Annotated in this window: 17 protein-coding genes and 1 pseudogene; 13 read left to right on the top strand and 5 right to left on the bottom strand. The window is 57.2% G+C overall.

Going from position 1 to position 15,068, the window contains the following annotated elements; translation table 11 throughout:
- Window positions 1-23: 23 nt before the first annotated feature.
- The 4 genes from M8318_RS07020 to tusA all read right to left on the bottom strand — a co-directional run bounded on the left by M8318_RS07020 (window position 24) and on the right by tusA (window position 3,259).
- On the bottom strand, window positions 24-1,310 hold the full coding sequence (locus M8318_RS07020; RefSeq protein WP_106995265.1) for a TRAP transporter large permease: 1,287 nt from the start codon (window positions 1,308-1,310) through the stop codon (window positions 24-26).
- Window positions 1,311-1,320: 10 nt separating this feature from the next.
- Window positions 1,321-1,830 carry a TRAP transporter small permease gene (locus M8318_RS07015; protein WP_262661682.1) on the bottom strand — a complete coding sequence of 170 codons (510 nt, stop codon included), beginning with the start codon at window positions 1,828-1,830 and terminating at the stop codon, window positions 1,321-1,323.
- A gap of 21 nt (window positions 1,831-1,851) precedes the next feature.
- Entirely contained in the window at window positions 1,852-2,823 is a 972-nt protein-coding gene (locus M8318_RS07010; protein WP_262661681.1) for a TRAP transporter substrate-binding protein, read from the bottom strand.
- Window positions 2,824-3,016: 193 nt separating this feature from the next.
- A complete protein-coding gene (gene tusA, locus M8318_RS07005; protein ID WP_262661679.1) occupies window positions 3,017-3,259 on the bottom strand; it encodes a sulfurtransferase TusA in 243 nt (80 codons plus the stop codon).
- Window positions 3,260-3,429: 170 nt separating this feature from the next.
- Here tusA and M8318_RS07000 point away from each other — a divergent pair, with 170 nt between their 5' ends.
- Together M8318_RS07000 and M8318_RS06995 are read left to right on the top strand one after the other, a co-directional pair.
- Window positions 3,430-4,095 carry a 7-cyano-7-deazaguanine/7-aminomethyl-7-deazaguanine transporter gene (locus M8318_RS07000; protein WP_262661677.1) on the top strand — a complete coding sequence of 222 codons (666 nt, stop codon included), beginning with the start codon at window positions 3,430-3,432 and terminating at the stop codon, window positions 4,093-4,095.
- 72 nt (window positions 4,096-4,167) lie between these two features.
- Window positions 4,168-4,725: a DcrB family lipoprotein gene (locus tag M8318_RS06995; RefSeq protein WP_106995270.1), complete on the top strand. Its 558-nt coding sequence runs from the start codon at window positions 4,168-4,170 to the stop codon at window positions 4,723-4,725.
- A 4-nt stretch (window positions 4,726-4,729) separates the two neighbouring features.
- Here the strand turns inward: M8318_RS06995 and M8318_RS06990 are convergent.
- Window positions 4,730-5,978 (bottom strand): annotated as a pseudogene (locus M8318_RS06990) (MFS transporter).
- 99 nt (window positions 5,979-6,077) lie between these two features.
- Between M8318_RS06990 and M8318_RS06985 the strand changes: the two are divergent.
- The 11 genes from M8318_RS06985 (at window position 6,078) to M8318_RS06935 (ending at window position 15,066) form a co-directional block, all read left to right on the top strand.
- On the top strand, window positions 6,078-7,151 hold the full coding sequence (locus tag M8318_RS06985) for an AI-2E family transporter (RefSeq protein ID WP_106995272.1): 1,074 nt from the start codon (window positions 6,078-6,080) through the stop codon (window positions 7,149-7,151).
- A gap of 323 nt (window positions 7,152-7,474) precedes the next feature.
- Window positions 7,475-7,864, top strand: coding sequence for a hypothetical protein (locus tag M8318_RS06980; protein ID WP_262661675.1), 390 nt, complete (start codon window positions 7,475-7,477; stop codon window positions 7,862-7,864).
- A 69-nt stretch (window positions 7,865-7,933) separates the two neighbouring features.
- Window positions 7,934-8,998: a methyltransferase gene (locus M8318_RS06975; protein WP_262661673.1), complete on the top strand. Its 1,065-nt coding sequence runs from the start codon at window positions 7,934-7,936 to the stop codon at window positions 8,996-8,998.
- Window positions 8,999-9,055: 57 nt separating this feature from the next.
- Window positions 9,056-9,778 (top strand): beta-ketoacyl synthase chain length factor, encoded by a 723-nt coding sequence (locus tag M8318_RS06970; protein ID WP_262661671.1) that lies wholly within the window; start codon window positions 9,056-9,058, stop codon window positions 9,776-9,778.
- A complete protein-coding gene (locus M8318_RS06965) occupies window positions 9,775-10,590 on the top strand; it encodes a lysophospholipid acyltransferase family protein (protein ID WP_262661670.1) in 816 nt (271 codons plus the stop codon). The genes M8318_RS06970 and M8318_RS06965 overlap by 4 nt, the downstream gene beginning before the upstream one ends.
- The gene (locus M8318_RS06960; RefSeq protein WP_262661669.1) at window positions 10,571-10,828 is read left to right on the top strand and encodes a phosphopantetheine-binding protein; all 258 of its coding nucleotides are present in this window, start codon (window positions 10,571-10,573) and stop codon (window positions 10,826-10,828) included. The genes M8318_RS06965 and M8318_RS06960 overlap by 20 nt, the downstream gene beginning before the upstream one ends.
- 13 nt (window positions 10,829-10,841) lie before the next feature.
- Window positions 10,842-11,096, top strand: coding sequence for an acyl carrier protein (locus tag M8318_RS06955; protein ID WP_262661667.1), 255 nt, complete (start codon window positions 10,842-10,844; stop codon window positions 11,094-11,096).
- Between the two features lie 6 nt (window positions 11,097-11,102).
- Window positions 11,103-11,690, top strand: coding sequence for a COG4648 family protein (locus M8318_RS06950; RefSeq protein WP_262661666.1), 588 nt, complete (start codon window positions 11,103-11,105; stop codon window positions 11,688-11,690).
- Entirely contained in the window at window positions 11,683-13,044 is a 1,362-nt protein-coding gene (locus tag M8318_RS06945; protein ID WP_262661664.1) for a class I adenylate-forming enzyme family protein, read from the top strand. The genes M8318_RS06950 and M8318_RS06945 overlap by 8 nt, the downstream gene beginning before the upstream one ends.
- On the top strand, window positions 13,031-13,384 hold the full coding sequence (locus M8318_RS06940; RefSeq protein ID WP_262661662.1) for an ApeI family dehydratase: 354 nt from the start codon (window positions 13,031-13,033) through the stop codon (window positions 13,382-13,384). The genes M8318_RS06945 and M8318_RS06940 overlap by 14 nt, the downstream gene beginning before the upstream one ends.
- Entirely contained in the window at window positions 13,375-15,066 is a 1,692-nt protein-coding gene (locus M8318_RS06935; protein WP_262661661.1) for a glycosyltransferase family 2 protein, read from the top strand. Before M8318_RS06940 ends, M8318_RS06935 begins: the two co-directional genes overlap by 10 nt.
- The last annotated feature ends 2 nt before the right edge of the window (window positions 15,067-15,068 follow it).

Genomic DNA, 15,068 nt, shown 5'->3' with positions numbered 1-15,068 from the left:
GCCGCCCGGCATTCTCACAACGTCTACTGCATCCCCAACATCCGCGGTAACCACAGCGATATCGCCGGGATGTAGGTCACCAACCCCAACACCACCAGCAGCATGCCGTAGAACGGCAGCATCGCGCGTACCACGGTTTCGATCTTCTGCTTACTCACCGCACTGGCGACAAACAGCACTGACCCTACCGGCGGGGTAATCAGCCCCATCCCGAGGTTCACCATCATGATCATCCCGAAATGCACCGGATCGATCCCCAGCGCGTTGGTCACCGGCAGCAGCACCGGGGTCAGGATCAGAATGATCGGCGCCATGTCCATCAGTGTGCCAATCAGCAGCAGCATGATGTTGATGTACATGAGGATCACGTACTTGTTGTCCGACAGAGAGGTGAAGAACTCGGTGATGCGCATCGGCAGCTGCATGTAGGTCATCACCGCGCCAAACGCCGCGGCAAAGCCGATCAGGATCATCACGATGGTTACCGTCTTCACCGTGCGGCACATTAGCTTCGGCAGTTCGTTCCACTTGTAGTCACGGTAGATAAACATGGTGACGAAGAACGCCCACAGGCAGGCGACCGCCGCGGATTCGGTGGCGGTAAAGATCCCCGACAAAATGCCGCCGAGAATAATCACTACCGTCATCAGCCCCCACAGGGCATCGAAGAAAATCTTCAGCGCCTGCTTAAAGGGGATCCTTTCGCCTTTCGGATAACCGCGCTTATGGGCAAAGCCCAGGCACAGCACCATCAGACAGACCCCGAGCAGCAGACCCGGCAGGACGCCCGCGATAAACAGCGTCGCAATCGACACCGTACCGCCTGCCGCCAGGGAGTAGATCACCGAGTTGTGGCTGGGGGGGATCAAAATCGCCTGCACCGAGCCGCTGGCGGTCACCGCCGCCGCGTACTCACGCGGATAACCCTTCTTCTCCATCTCCGGGATCATCACGCTGCCGATGGAGGCAGTATCCGCCACCGACGAGCCCGAAATCGCACCGAAGAAGGTCGAGGCGACGATATTCACCAGCGACAGTCCGCCGCGAATAAAGCCGACAAAGATATAGGCAAAGTTCACCAGTCGGCGGGCAATGCCCCCTTCCGCCATGATCGCCCCCGCCAGGATAAAGAACGGGATCGCCAGCAGGGTAAATTTATTCACCCCGCTGGTGATCTGGATCATCAGCGCCTCCAGCGGCAGGTCAATCCACAGCGCACCAGCCACCGCACTTAACCCGACGGCAAAGGCCACCGGCATCCCCAGCGCCAGTAAAATGGCGAGGGTGAAGAGCAAAACAAACGCATCCATGATCCACCCCTTAACCGTGGTTGCCGATCATCACGACCGGGCGATGTTCCTGAGAGCCAAACATCAGGCGCTCCAGGACGAACAAAATGAGGATCGCCGAGCCGATAGGCAGCGGCAGGTAGCTCTCACCCGAGGTGAGAACCGGGAACTCGGCCACCGGCTGTTCCCACAGTTCGATGCAGAGCAGGTAGCTGTACCAGAAGATGATCAGCGAGATCAGCAGCATCAGCACATCCACCACCTTCGCGCACAGCGCTTTCAACGCCGCAGGCAGGCGGTCGGTGAGCATATTCACCGCGATATGCGATCCGGCGCGATACCCCACCGCTGCGCCGATAAAGGTAAAGGTCACCATGCAGATAATGGCTATCGGCTCTGGCCACGACTCGCCGCGGTTAAGGACGTAGCGGGAAAAAATCCCAATCGGGATCACGATGGTCATCACCAGCAGCGAAATGCCCGCCACCGCCATGGCGAGCAGGTACAGGCGATCCATCCACTTCAAATAGCGTTCGGACATACGTCCTCCACAACGAGGGGGTTACTGAACATCAGCGATGGCTTTCATCAGATCCTGATGCTTGTTGCCATACTGGGCGCGCACCGGCTCTGTCGCCTTCACGAAGACCGCTTTATCAATGTCGTGGAACTGTACGCCGCCCGCCTTCATCTTCTGCAGGGCTTCGTCGTTGTAGGCCTGCCACAGCTTGCGCTGCTCAAACTGCGCTTCGCGGGCCAGGGTCAGGATTTTTTGCTGTTCGTCGGCGCTCAGCTTGTCCCATTTCACTTTGGAGTAGAGCAGCATTTCCGGGGTGATAAAGTGGCCGCTGAGGGTGTAGTTTTTGGCAATCGGCATGTAGTTATGGGCGATAAAGGTTGGCGGGTTGTTCTCGGCCCCGTCGATCACGCCGGTCTGCATGCCGCTGTAGACTTCACTCACCCCCATCGCCACGGAGTTGGCACCCATATCTTTCAGCGTCGCCAGCGCCACCGGGCTACCCTGGACGCGGATTTTTTTCCCTTTCAGATCTTCCGGTTTCACAATCGGATCTTTGGTGATCAGGTTACGGGTGCCGGAGTCCATCCAGCCGAGGAATATCAGGCGCGATTTCGGGTTAGCGGTGAGTTTGTCGCCGATGGATTTACCGATATCGCCGTCGATCACTTTGTGCATATGGTCTTCATCGCGGAAGACGTAGGGCAGCGTAAAGACCTCGATATCCGGCAGGATGGCGGCAACCGGGGCCATGGAGACGCGAATCATGTCAATCGCCCCCATCTGCGCCTGCTCAATCATCTGCTTTTCATCGCCCAGCACGCCGCCCGGGAAGACTTTGATATCCAGCTTGCCGTCGGTTTGTTGTTTGAGTTTTTCACCCATGTGCTGTACCGCCACCACGTTCGGGTAGCCTTCAGGATGCACATCGGCAGCTCTGATGGTTTGCGCGGAAACAGAGCAGGCAAAAGCAGACAGGCACAGAGCGGCCAGCAACGGCTTGAGGGTCGTTTTCATTGAGTCAACTCCAGGGTAGTGAGGTAAGTATCGGAACGTTGTTTTAGTTTTGAACGTTTAAAAACTAGCCCAATGCCTGGAAAGCGTAGGTGAAGCGCCTCACAAAAAGCGCTAAATAATGAAATGGTGGTTCAGATTTGTGCGGGATGTCATGCCGGGTGGCGGCTACGCCTTACCCGGCCTGGAACGTCTGTTACCCTTTGCGGATAAGATATCGATACGGTAGTGACGCAGTCTCCTGCGCCAGCAGCTCGTGTTCCATAAAGGTACAGAAGCCCGGAATATCGCGGGTCGTGGCCGGATCGTCGGCAATAATTAGCAGCGTTTCGCCGGATTGCATATTGCGCACGGTTTTGCGCACCATCATCACGGGTTCCGGGCAGCGCAGGCCCTGAGCATCAAGGGTATGGTCCGGGTGGGTAAGCAGATCGGTCATCTTGGTCTCGTCCAGATAAAAACGGCAGTAGTTTACGCCGCAGGCGGAGCAAAGCAAACCAGGTTAACGATTGCGTGAAAATTAGCCATTGCAAACTGTCGTTAAAGCAGTATCATGCGGCGGCTTTATTGGGTTCCCTCACCCCAAATACTAATCAAAAAGGTCACAATATGACGCAATTCTCTCAATCGCAGCGCGTAAAAGCGTTGTTCTGGCTTTCGCTTTTCCATCTGCTGGTGATCACCTCCAGTAACTACCTGGTGCAGCTGCCAATCTCCATTTTTGGTTTTCATACCACCTGGGGCGCGTTCAGTTTTCCGTTTATCTTCCTTGCAACCGATCTCACCGTCCGTATCTTTGGCGCCCCGCTGGCCCGACGCATTATTTTTGCCGTCATGCTTCCGGCGCTGTTTGTTTCGTACGTGATCTCCTCGCTGTTCTATATGGGCAGCTGGCAGGGGTTCGGCGCGCTGATGCACTTCAACCTGTTCGTCGCCCGTATCGCCGCCGCCAGCTTTATGGCCTATGCGCTGGGGCAGATCCTCGACGTGCATGTGTTTAACCGCCTGCGGCAGAACCATCGCTGGTGGATGGCCCCCACCGCCTCCACGCTGTTTGGCAACGTCAGCGATACGTTAGCCTTTTTCTTTATCGCCTTCTGGCGCAGCCCGGATGCGTTCATGGCGCAACACTGGATGGAAATTGCCCTCGTGGATTATGCCTTTAAGGTGCTTATCAGCCTGGTCTTCTTCCTGCCGATGTACGGCGTGCTGCTGAATATGTTGCTGAAAAGATTCGCGGATAAATCTGAAATCCCGGGATTGCAGGCTGGTTAAAGGTTCCCCTGAACAGTTGTGATAAGATGGATTGATGCGCCGTTATGGCCGTTTATCGAAAGGAAGAATGTAATGCGCAATCTGGTTAAATATGTCGGGATTGGCCTGCTGGTGATGGGGCTGGCAGCCTGTGATAACAGCGACACCAAAACGCCTGCTCAGGCTGCGTCTGCTGAAAGCAACGCGACGGGTCAACCGGTCAGCCTGATGGATGGCAAACTCAGCTTCTCTCTGCCAGCCGATATGACCGATCAGAGCGGCAAGCTGGGCACCCAGGCGAATAACATGCACGTCTATTCCGATGCCACCGGGCAAAAAGCGGTGATTGTGATCGTCGGAGATGACACCAATGAAGATCTGGGCGTGCTGGCAAAACGCCTGGAAGATCAGCAGCGCAGCCGTGACCCGCAGCTGCAGGTGGTGACCAACAAATCCATCGAGCTGAAAGACCACAAAATGCAGCAGCTGGACAGCATTATCTCTGCCAAAGGCCAGACCGCTTACTCCTCCGTGGTGCTGGGCAAAGTGGACAATAAGCTGCTGACCCTGCAGATCACGCTGCCTGCTGACGATCAGCAGAAAGCGCAAACTGCCGCAGAGAACATCATCAATACTCTCGTGATTCAGTAAGTTCTCACGATGACATGGCCTCCGCTGGAGGCCATTTTTTTAGCCGCCACGTCAGCAGTAACGCCACCGCCACCAGCCCCGCGGCCGCCAGATAGATAACCGGCACCCCGGCCCACGCCATCACCAGCCCGGCCAGCGGCCCGGTAATTCCCAGCGACATATCCATAAACACCGTGTAGGTCGCCAGCGCCGCGCCCTGGTTCTGCTGCGGCACCGCTTTGACCGCCACCACCCCCAGCGCCGGGAACACCAGCGAGAAACCCGCCCCCGCGAGGAAGACTCCGATCCGCGCCATCCACGGCGCATCGGCGATACCGGTCAGTAGCAGGCCGATAATCTCAACAGCAAAGCAGATGATGGCCACGTTCAGCCCACCCAGCCGGTTGATACCGTTCGGGAACAGCAGCCGCGTCCCGACGAAGGCACAGCTAAATAGCGTTAACGCAAAGGCTGCGCCGTCCCAGCCTTTATCGGCGTAAAACAGCGTAATGAAGGTGGCGATCACCCCAAATCCTGCCGAGCCGAGTGCCAGCGCCATGCCGTAGGGCCAGACCCGCCCCAGCACCGCACGAAACGGCATCGGCTTGCCTTTGCTGGCTTTGACTTTCGATCGCGGCAGCGCAAACAGAATCGCCAGCAGCGCCACCACCATAATGGTGAGCGCCAGCCCGTTCAGGCCGGTGTAGCGATAGCAGAGCACCCCCAGCGGGGCCCCCATCGCCATCGCGCCGTAGGTCACAATCCCGTTCCAGGAGATCACCCGCCCGATGTGCGATGCCCCCACCACCCCCACGCCCCACAGCGTGGAGCCGGTTCCGGCAAGACTTTGCCCGACGCCGAGGATCACCCGGCCCAGACAGAGCAGCACCAGGCTCACCATCGGCCAGGCGCTGGTTAACCCGGCGAGAAAATAGCTCACCCCGCTCAGGAAGCAGCCGCAGAGTCCCAGCACCACAATGCTTTTCGGGCCAAACAGGTCGGCATAGCGCCCGGCATAAGGGCGACTTAACAGGGTGGCGAAGTATTGCAGGCTGATCACCAGCCCTGCCCAGAAGGCGCTAAAGCCCATGATGTCATGGACATAGCCCGGCAGAACGGCGAGCGGCAAACCGATGGTCAGGTAGCTGGCAAAGTTGAAAATAACGACGGAAACAATACGCAGGTTGAGGCGTAATCCACTCAGTGCCGGTTCGGCGGCGGGTTCGGGCATCAGGTTCACCAGAATTTTTACAACAGTGTTTCACTATTACCATGCCAGGGGCAGAAATGCAGCAGCGACTTTAAGATTAACGGCCTCCGCCGAAGCGCTGCGCGCGCACTACACTTATGAGCATCTTAGAAGAGGAAACACTATGTTAACCACCCCACCCGCTAAACCGGGTCTTACACAGCCTGATAAATCCGGTCTGCACATTCTGCTCAAACTGGCCTGCCTGGTGGTGATCCTTGCCGGCATCCACGCTGCAGCGGATATTCTCGTGCAGCTATTGCTGGCGCTTTTTTTCGCCATCGTCCTTAACCCTCTCGTCACCTGGTTTTTGCGTCGCGGGGTTAGCCGCCCCCTGGCCATCACCATTGTGGTGGTGGTGATGCTGATTGGCCTGACGGCGCTGTTTGGGGTGCTGGCGGCTTCGCTCAATGAATTTGCCGCCATGCTGCCGAAATACAATAAAGAGCTGACGCGCAAACTGGTTGATGTGCAGGAGATGTTCCCGTTCCTCAACCTGCATATCTCCCCGGAGCGAATGCTACGCCGGATGGATTCGGAAAAGGTGATGACCTTTGCCACCGCGCTGATGACCCAACTGTCCGGGGCGATGGCCAGCGTTCTGCTGCTGGTGATGACGGTGGTCTTTATGCTGTTTGAAGTCCGCCACGTGCCGTACAAAATGCGTTTTGCCCTCAATAATCCACAGATCCACATCGCTGGCCTGCACCGGGCGCTGAAGGGCGTCTCCCATTATCTGGCGCTGAAGACGCTGCTCAGCCTGTGGACGGGTGCCATTGTCTGGCTGGGGCTGACCCTGCTGGGGGTGCAGTTCGCGCTGATGTGGGGCGTGCTGGCCTTCCTGCTCAACTACGTGCCCAACATTGGCGCGGTGATCTCCGCCGTCCCGCCGATGATCCAGGCGTTTCTGTTCAATGGCCTCTATGAGTGCGCCATGGTGGGGGCGCTGTTCCTGATCGTCCATATGGTGCTCGGCAATATCCTGGAGCCACGGATGATGGGCCACCGGCTGGGGATGTCCACCATGGTGGTGTTCCTGTCGTTACTGGTCTGGGGCTGGTTGCTGGGGCCGGTGGGGATGTTATTGTCCGTTCCGCTGACCAGCGTCTGTAAGATCTGGATGGAGACCACCCAGGGGGGCAGCAAGCTGGCGATCCTGCTCGGACCAGGCCGACCGAAAAGCCGGTTACCGGGATAGTACAACCTACCAAAAAAGGTGATGTTCTACGCTATCCACACTCTATAGACTTTCTGCCGCTATTTTATAGCGGCATTTTTATCGCTGAAGATATATCAGTGTCCGGAAGAGCCTCAGCGGAAAATATAAAAATCTGAAAATTGCTGTTATTTCCCTTAAGTCAAAAAAAGCTTAATTTGCAGAATACGCATTTATGATACCCTGCCGCTTTTCGTCACATTGTCGCTGAGATAATAGCGTCGTGCAGATAGCCTCAGGCCGACTGATATATTTCTTCAATGTAAGTGTCCTGTTTAAATCATTTTATTGATATGGAGTTGTTAATGAAAAAGATCGTTAAATTGTTCGCTGCATTTGCTGTGGTTGGCGCCCTGGCCGGCTGTGCACGCACCGCCCCTGTTCATCAGGTTCACACCACGGTGAGCGCAGGTCATACCGCCGATCAGGTGAAAACCGCGATCCTGAAAGCCGGTCAGAAACGTGAATGGGTGATGTCCGAAAACGGCCCTGGGGTGATCAAAGGCCGTCTGCAGGCGCGCGATCACTTTGCCGAAGTTAAAATCACTTACTCTGCAACAAGCTATTCAATCAACTATGAAAACAGTCTCAACCTGAATGCGGCTGACGGTAAAATCCATAAAAACTACAACCGCTGGGTAAATAACCTCGACCATGATATCCAGCTGAACCTGTCAGCGGGTGCCGCGCTGTAATATTTCCTGAAGTCGGGTCGAGTTGGGCCCGATACTCTCTACTCTGGTCAGTAAAAGGTTACGCAACATATGTACGAAAAGGACTCCCTCAGCGCGCTTGATGCCATCACGGAAGCGCAACGTATCGCTTTTGCGCCGATGCTGTTTCAAACCGCCCTCTGTCTGCGTAACTCCGGAGTTCTTGCCTGGCTGGATAAACAAGGGAAACGGGGCTCCTCCCTTGAGGAGATCGTCGCCAACAGCACCCTCAATGAATACGGTGTCAGCGTCCTGCTGGATATGGGATTAAGTGGCCGGATCGTTACCTGTAAAGAGGGAACCTATTATCTCGCCAAAGTGGGCCATTATTTACTGCACGATAACATGACCCGCGTGAATATGGATTTCACCCAGGATGTCTGTTACCAGGGCTTATTTCATCTTGCAGAGGCACTGAAAGAGGAAAAGCCTGCCGGATTATCGGTGTTTGGTGAATGGCCGACCATTTATCCGGCGCTGTCAGCCCTGCCTGAGCAGGCGAAAAAGAGCTGGTTTGCGTTTGATCACTTCTATTCAGATGGCGCGTTCAATGACGCATTGCCCCATATATTCGCAAGCTCGCCGACAAAATTGTACGATGTCGGCGGCAATACCGGTAAATGGGCGCTACGCTGCTGTGGATATGATGAAAATATCGCCGTTACGCTGCTCGATCTGCCGCAACAAATCGCGCTGGCACAGGAAAATATCGCAAAAGCAGGATTATCTCATCGTATTGGATTCCATCCTGTCGATATGCTGAGCGATGCAGCGCTGCCGGATGAAGCCGATATCTGGTGGATGAGCCAGTTCCTGGACTGCTTCTCTCCCGATCAGATTGTCACGATGCTGAGCAAAGTGGCGAAGGTGATGAAGCCAGGCGCCCGTTTGTGCATTATGGAGCTGTTCTGGGATGCGCAAAAATTCGAAGCGGCCTCATTTAGCCTGAACGCAACGTCGCTCTATTTTACCTGTATGGCGAACGGCAATAGTCGTTTTTACAGCGTAGAGAAATTTTACCACTACCTGGAGACGGCGGGTTTCCGGGTAGAGCAACGACTGGACAATCTCGGGGTGGGTCACACCTTGTTGATGTGTCAGAAGAACGAACAATAACGCTACCGGTTATTTTGCATCGTCATTAGATTACGGATTTACCGCGGACGCGCGCAGATGAAATTTGCATTAAACATTGTTGACTGGCAAGCCAGAGCGCCAGGCCTTAGTGATGCCAGTCAATGGCAGGCATGGTCACAGGGTATGCACAGCATCGACCCTGGCGCGCCGCAGGCAAAACTGACCGATCTGCCGATGATGACCGCACGCCGCCTCAATTCTGGCAGCAAACTGGCGGTCGATTGCGGTCTGTCGATGGTGCGTAAACATGCCATCGACGCCGTGGTCTACACCAGTCGTCACGGTGAGCTGGAGCGTAACTATCGCATCCTGCATGCGCTGGCGACCGGGCAGGACGTTTCCCCCACCGATTTCGCCATGTCCGTCCATAACTCCGCGGTGGGCAATCTCACCATCGCGGCACGTCAGCCGATTGTCTCCTCTTCCCTCTCCGCCGGGCTGGATACCTTCCAGCAGGGCCTGTGTGAAGTGCTGAGTCTGCTGCAGGCCGGACATACTCGCGTGTTGATGGTCGATTTCGACGGCGCCCTGCCCGATTTTTACCACTCCGCGCTGCCGTCAACGATGCCTACCTGGCCGTTTGCACTGGCGCTGGTGATTGAAGCCGGTCATACCCTGCGCTGTGAAACCCGCCCCGGCAGTTGCGGTGAAGAACCCGCGCTGCCACAGAGTCTGATGTTTCTACAACACTATCTGCGCCACGATCCGCAGTTTGTGGTGTCCGGCGAGCGCCTGCTCTGGCAGTGGACGCGCGAATGAACAGCATCAAAACCACGCTCAATTACGGCTGGCGACTGGTGATGACCGGCCTGTGCTTCGTGCTGTTTGGCCTCGGTGGGCTGCTGCTGTCGCTGGTGTGGTTCAACCTCTTGAACCTGGTTCAGCGCGATCGCGTCCGTCGTCGTCGTCTCGCCCGACGCAGTATTGCCGCCAGCTTCCGCGCTTTTTTAACCGTCGCCCGCGCCCTTGGGGTGCTGGATTATCGTATCGATAATCTCGCTGCCCTACGCCAGGATCGCGGTTGTCTGGTGGTGGCGAACCATCCCACGCTTATTGACTACGTGCTTATCGCCTCGGTGATGCCGGAGACAGACTGCGTGGTGAAAAGCGCCCTGCTGCGTAATCCCTTTCTCCGCGGGGTGGTCCGGGCGGCCGATTACCTGGTCAATAGCGAAGCCAACACGCTGCTAAACGCCTGCAAGCAACGACTGAACCAGGGCGATACGTTACTGATTTTTCCTGAAGGCACGCGTACGCGAGTGGGCGAAGCCATCACGCTGCAACGTGGTGCGGCAAATATTGCCGTGCGTTGCGCCAGCGATCTGCGGGTGGTGATTATCCACTGTAGCGAGCATCTGCTCGATAAACAAAGCCGGTGGTATGACGTACCGCCGAACAAACCTTTTTTCACCGTCGATGTCCGTGAACGGGTGAACATTGATGATTTTTACGATGCGGCGGTACAAGAACCGGCTCTGGTAGCCCGGCAACTCAACCGGCACCTGCAGCATCGCTTAACATGCGGTCTTCAATCTTTGTCAGGAATTAATGATGCAAGCGCTCAACCTTGAAATTAAAAATCTTATTATCTCTACGCTAAATCTGGACGAACTGACCCCGGACGATATCGATACCGATGCGGCACTGTTTGGCGATGGCCTGGGTCTTGATTCCATCGATGCCCTGGAGCTGGGTCTGGCAGTAAAAAACCAGTACGGTGTGGTGCTCTCTGCCGAAAGCGAAGAGATGCGTCAGCACTTCTTCTCCGTCGCCACGCTGGCGTCTTTCATCACTGCTCAACGCGCCTGAGACCGGATCCGTTATGACAACAGAACAAGACTCTATTTATCAGGAAGTGACCTCCCTGCTGATCAAACTGTTTGAGATCGCCCCGGAAGCGATCACCCCTGAGGCACGCCTGTATGAAGATCTGGAGCTCGACAGCATCGACGCCGTCGACATGATTGTTCATCTGCAGAAGAAAACCGGTAAGAAGATCAAACCGGAAACCTTTAAATCGGTGCGTACCGTGCAGGACGTCGTGGATGCTGTAGAACAGCTTCTGCGCGAAGCATAAGACGTCATGCGTGGCGGACGGTCATTTCCGGCGATCCCGCTGCTGACGGGAGCGATGCTGCTCGCCTGGCCCTTCCTGATTGGCTTCGGACTGACCCATAACAGCCTGCACTGGTTGCTGCCGCTGATGGCGTTGCTGTTGCTGTTCCGCTTTCGCCAGGCGCGGCAAAACGCGGGCCCCATGCGCTATGTGGTGCAGAGTGTAGCCCTGGCGGGCATTGCCCTGTGCTCGGCAAGTTACCTGCTGAAAGCGCATCAGTGGTTGCTGCTGTATCCGGTGGTTGTCAACCTGGTGATGCTGGCGGTATTTGCCGGATCGCTGTGGACGGCGATGCCGCTGGTGGAACGGCTGGCGCGGCTGCGGGAACCGAATTTACCCCCTGAAGGCGTGCGTTATACCCGTGTTGTGACCCGGGTGTGGTGCGGCTTTTTCATTTTTAACGGTAGCGTGGCGCTATTCACCGTGCTGCGGGGCGATATGCAGCTCTGGACGCTGTGGAACGGGATGATCGCCTACATCCTGATGGGAACCGTCATGGCAACCGAATGGCTGGTGCGTCAACGGGTGATAAAAAAAGAGAAGCACAATGGATAAAACCCTTCCCCTGAGCCAGTGGATGAATGCCCCCCGCCCTGACGACACGCCTGTCGCCTGGCTGGGAGATCACTGCTGGACGCTCGGGCAGTTGCGCTATGACGTCAGCGCGTTGACGGCGTACCTCCAACAGCAGGAAGGCGAGCGCTGGGCACTCTGCTTCGATAACAGCTATCTGTTTATCGTCGCCCTGCTGGCGGCGCTGCATGCGGGTAAAACCCCGGTGGTCCCGGGGCACAGCCGCGTCTCGCAGCTGGAAGAACAGCACGCCCTGTTCAGTGGCGTATTGAGTGACCAGACGCTCAGCTTCCAGGGCCGCCTGATCGTGGTTAACTCTGCCCGTCGCAGCGCGACGGGCTTCACTGCGTTACCCGCCATTGATGACAGCCGTTTTGTCGAACTTTTTACCTCCGGTTCAACCGGCGCGCCTGGCCGGATCATCAAGTACATCACCCAGCTCGATCGGGAAATTGAACTGCTGGCCGCCCGTTTTGGCGAGCGTTTGAACGGCTGCTGCGTGGTGGCCTCCGTCGTCCCCCAGCACCTGTACGGCCTGACGTTTCGTATTATGTTGCCGATGGCGCTGGGGCTGCCGCTGCATGCGGCGATGCTCTACTATGCCGAGCAACTGGCGGCCCTGCCCCATGATAAGCGTTACCTGTTTATCAGCAGCCCGGCGTTTCTCAAGCGTCTCGACACGCAGCTCACGCCGCCACCCGTGGCGATGCTGATCTCCGCCGGGGGGATGCTGGCGTGGCAGTCGGTCTGCGAAACCTGGCGATGGCTGGCCATCTGGCCGGATGAAATTTACGGCAGCACCGAAACCGGGGTGCTCGCATGGCGTCATCGTCAGGAAGAGGATGGCCCCTGGCTGCCCTTCCCCGGCGTAAATTTCAGCCACCACGACGACATACTGCGCGTGACCTCACCGCTGATCTATCAACCAGAGGGATTACCGCTCGACGACATTCTGCAGTTTGACGTCAAGGGTCAGTTCAGCATCATCGGACGCCGGGGCCGGGTGGTCAAAATCGAAGAAAAACGCATTTCACTCAATGAGATTGAGCAGCGTTTGCTGGCGCTGGATGGCATTTGTGAAGCGGCAGCGTTGCCGGTAACGCGCGGCGGACGGCAGGGCATTGGCGTGCTGCTGGTGTTGGACGATGCGGCACGACAGCAGCTGAAGCAGCGTGGCCATAAAGCGCAGGAGTTTGCCTGGCGACGGGCCCTGCTGCCGTGGCTCGAAGCGGTCGCCATTCCCCGCTACTGGCGCATCGTTGATGAAATGCCGGTGAACAGTATGAATAAGCGTGTCTATGCGCAGTTACAGGAGTTGTTTCATGAAAATCCATGAAATCGGGCGCCATCAGGCACAACCGCAGCAGCTTGAGGTCGTCCTGCACCTCGATCCGGCGCTGTTCTGGTTCAAGGGCCATTTTGCCGTACAGCCCCTGCTGCCCGGCGTCGCTCAGCTCGACTGGGTGATGCACTACGCCACTACCCTGCTGGCACCGGAGTATCGTTTTCACAGCATTCAGAATGTGAAATTCCAGGCACCGCTGCTCCCGGATACCAGGGTGACACTCACCCTCGACTGGAACCCCGAACGCGAGATGCTCACCTTCAGCTATCAGCGTCATGACGGGGAACAACGCCTCACCGCCAGCAGCGGGAAGATTCGTCTATGTCGCTAACCTTTCGCCCCTGCATCCTGATCCCCTGCTACAACCACGGGGCGATGATGGCGAAGGTGCTGACGCGCCTGGCCCCGTTTCAGCTGCCGGTTATTGTGGTCGACGATGGCAGCGATGCCCATACCCGGCAGACGCTGGACCAGCTAGCCGCCGATAATGCCCACGTGACGCTGGTGCGACTGACGCACAACGCCGGGAAAGGCGCGGCGGTGATCCGCGGGCTGAAAGTCTGCGCCGGGGCAGGGTTTACCCATGCGGTGCAGGTGGATGCCGACGGACAGCATGCCATTGAGGACATTCCGCAGCTGCTGGCGCTGGCAGAGCGCCACCCGCAGGCGTTGATCTCCGGCCAGCCGATTTATGATGACTCGATTCCCCGCTCGCGCCGCTATGGCCGCTGGGTAACCCATGTCTGGGTGTGGATCGAAACCCTGTCGTTGCAGCTCAAAGACAGTATGTGCGGCTTTCGGGTCTACCCCGTGGCCGCCACGCTGCAGGTCATCAACAGCGTGCCGCTCGGCAAGCGGATGGATTTTGATACCGAAGTGATGGTGCGTCTCTACTGGCAGGGCAACACCAGCTATTTTCTGCCGACCCGGGTGACCTATCCCCAGGATGGCATCTCCCATTTCGATGCCCTGAAAGACAACCTGCGCATCTCGCTGATGCACACCCGGCTGTTCTTCGGCATGCTGCCGCGCATCCCTTCCCTGTTATTCCGCCGCCGCAGCCAGCACTGGGCGCAGCAGCAGGAGGTGAAAGGCCTGCTCGGCATGCGCCTGATGCTGCGCGTCTGGCAGTTGCTCGGGCGCAAGGCATTTACCCTTCTGCTGTGGCCGGTGATTGGTGTCTACTGGCTGACGGCCCGCCCGGCGCGGCAGGCGTCGCAGCAGTGGATCGCCCGGGTGAACACGACCCTGGAACAACGCCACCAGCCTAAGCCCGCGCGCCTGAACAGCTTTTTCCACTTCCTGCAGTTTGGCAACGCAATGCTGGATAAGGTCGCCAGCTGGCGTGGCGAGCTGAAGCTGCATCAGGATGTGGTTTTTGCTCCCGGTGCGCGCGAAGTGCTGGAGAGTCAGGCTCCGCAAGGCAAGCTGCTGTTGGCCTCTCATCTTGGCGATGTGGAAGTCTGCCGCGCGCTGGCGCAGCTGGAAGGTCACAACACCATCAATGCGCTGGTGTTCAGCGATAACGCTCAACGCTTTAAGCAGATCATGCAGGAGATGGCGCCAGAGGCCGGGCTGAACCTGATCCCCGTCACCGACATCGGGCCGGATACCGCCATCGCCCTGAAAGAGAAACTCGATCGTGGCGAATGGGTGGCGATCGTCGGGGATCGGATCGCCGTCGATCCGCAACGCGGCGGCAACTGGCGCGTGGTGTGGAGCGATTTTATGGGCCACCCTGCACCCTTCCCGCAAGGACCCTTTATCCTCGCCTCGATTATGCGCTGCCCGGTGGTGCTGATTTTCGCCCTGCGTCAGCAGCAAAAACTGCACATTCATTGCGAAACCTTTGCTGACCCGCTGCTGTTGCCGCGCAGCGAGCGTCAGCAGGCCTTACAGCAGACCGTCGACCGGTATGCCCAACGTCTGGAGCACTATGCGCTGCTGTCGCCGCTCGACTGGTTTAATTTTTTCGATTTCTGGCGTCTGCCGGATACCAAAGAGAAGGAGTAAAG

The organism is Leclercia tamurae, assembly GCF_025566055.1.
Classification (GTDB): domain Bacteria; phylum Pseudomonadota; class Gammaproteobacteria; order Enterobacterales; family Enterobacteriaceae; genus Enterobacter; species Enterobacter tamurae.
The sequence above is the reverse complement of the archived record's forward strand: the minus strand, read 5'-3'. Positions and strand labels throughout refer to the sequence as shown.

What these genes read in the sequence shown, in the direction of transcription:
- M8318_RS07020 (WP_106995265.1), bottom strand. Translation starts at nt 1,310, where the DNA reads ATGGATGCGTTTGTTTTGCTCTTCACCCTCGCCATTTTACTGGCGCTG.
- M8318_RS07015 (WP_262661682.1), bottom strand. Translation starts at nt 1,830, where the DNA reads ATGTCCGAACGCTATTTGAAGTGGATGGATCGCCTGTACCTGCTCGCC.
- M8318_RS07010 (WP_262661681.1), bottom strand. Translation starts at nt 2,823, where the DNA reads ATGAAAACGACCCTCAAGCCGTTGCTGGCCGCTCTGTGCCTGTCTGCT.
- tusA (WP_262661679.1), bottom strand. Translation starts at nt 3,259, where the DNA reads ATGACCGATCTGCTTACCCACCCGGACCATACCCTTGATGCTCAGGGC.
- M8318_RS07000 (WP_262661677.1), top strand. Translation starts at nt 3,430, where the DNA reads ATGACGCAATTCTCTCAATCGCAGCGCGTAAAAGCGTTGTTCTGGCTT.
- M8318_RS06995 (WP_106995270.1), top strand. Translation starts at nt 4,168, where the DNA reads ATGCGCAATCTGGTTAAATATGTCGGGATTGGCCTGCTGGTGATGGGG.
- M8318_RS06985 (WP_106995272.1), top strand. Translation starts at nt 6,078, where the DNA reads ATGTTAACCACCCCACCCGCTAAACCGGGTCTTACACAGCCTGATAAA.
- M8318_RS06980 (WP_262661675.1), top strand. Translation starts at nt 7,475, where the DNA reads ATGAAAAAGATCGTTAAATTGTTCGCTGCATTTGCTGTGGTTGGCGCC.
- M8318_RS06975 (WP_262661673.1), top strand. Translation starts at nt 7,934, where the DNA reads ATGTACGAAAAGGACTCCCTCAGCGCGCTTGATGCCATCACGGAAGCG.
- M8318_RS06970 (WP_262661671.1), top strand. Translation starts at nt 9,056, where the DNA reads ATGAAATTTGCATTAAACATTGTTGACTGGCAAGCCAGAGCGCCAGGC.
- M8318_RS06965 (WP_262661670.1), top strand. Translation starts at nt 9,775, where the DNA reads ATGAACAGCATCAAAACCACGCTCAATTACGGCTGGCGACTGGTGATG.
- M8318_RS06960 (WP_262661669.1), top strand. Translation starts at nt 10,571, where the DNA reads ATGCAAGCGCTCAACCTTGAAATTAAAAATCTTATTATCTCTACGCTA.
- M8318_RS06955 (WP_262661667.1), top strand. Translation starts at nt 10,842, where the DNA reads ATGACAACAGAACAAGACTCTATTTATCAGGAAGTGACCTCCCTGCTG.
- M8318_RS06950 (WP_262661666.1), top strand. Translation starts at nt 11,103, where the DNA reads ATGCGTGGCGGACGGTCATTTCCGGCGATCCCGCTGCTGACGGGAGCG.
- M8318_RS06945 (WP_262661664.1), top strand. Translation starts at nt 11,683, where the DNA reads ATGGATAAAACCCTTCCCCTGAGCCAGTGGATGAATGCCCCCCGCCCT.
- M8318_RS06940 (WP_262661662.1), top strand. Translation starts at nt 13,031, where the DNA reads ATGAAAATCCATGAAATCGGGCGCCATCAGGCACAACCGCAGCAGCTT.
- M8318_RS06935 (WP_262661661.1), top strand. Translation starts at nt 13,375, where the DNA reads ATGTCGCTAACCTTTCGCCCCTGCATCCTGATCCCCTGCTACAACCAC.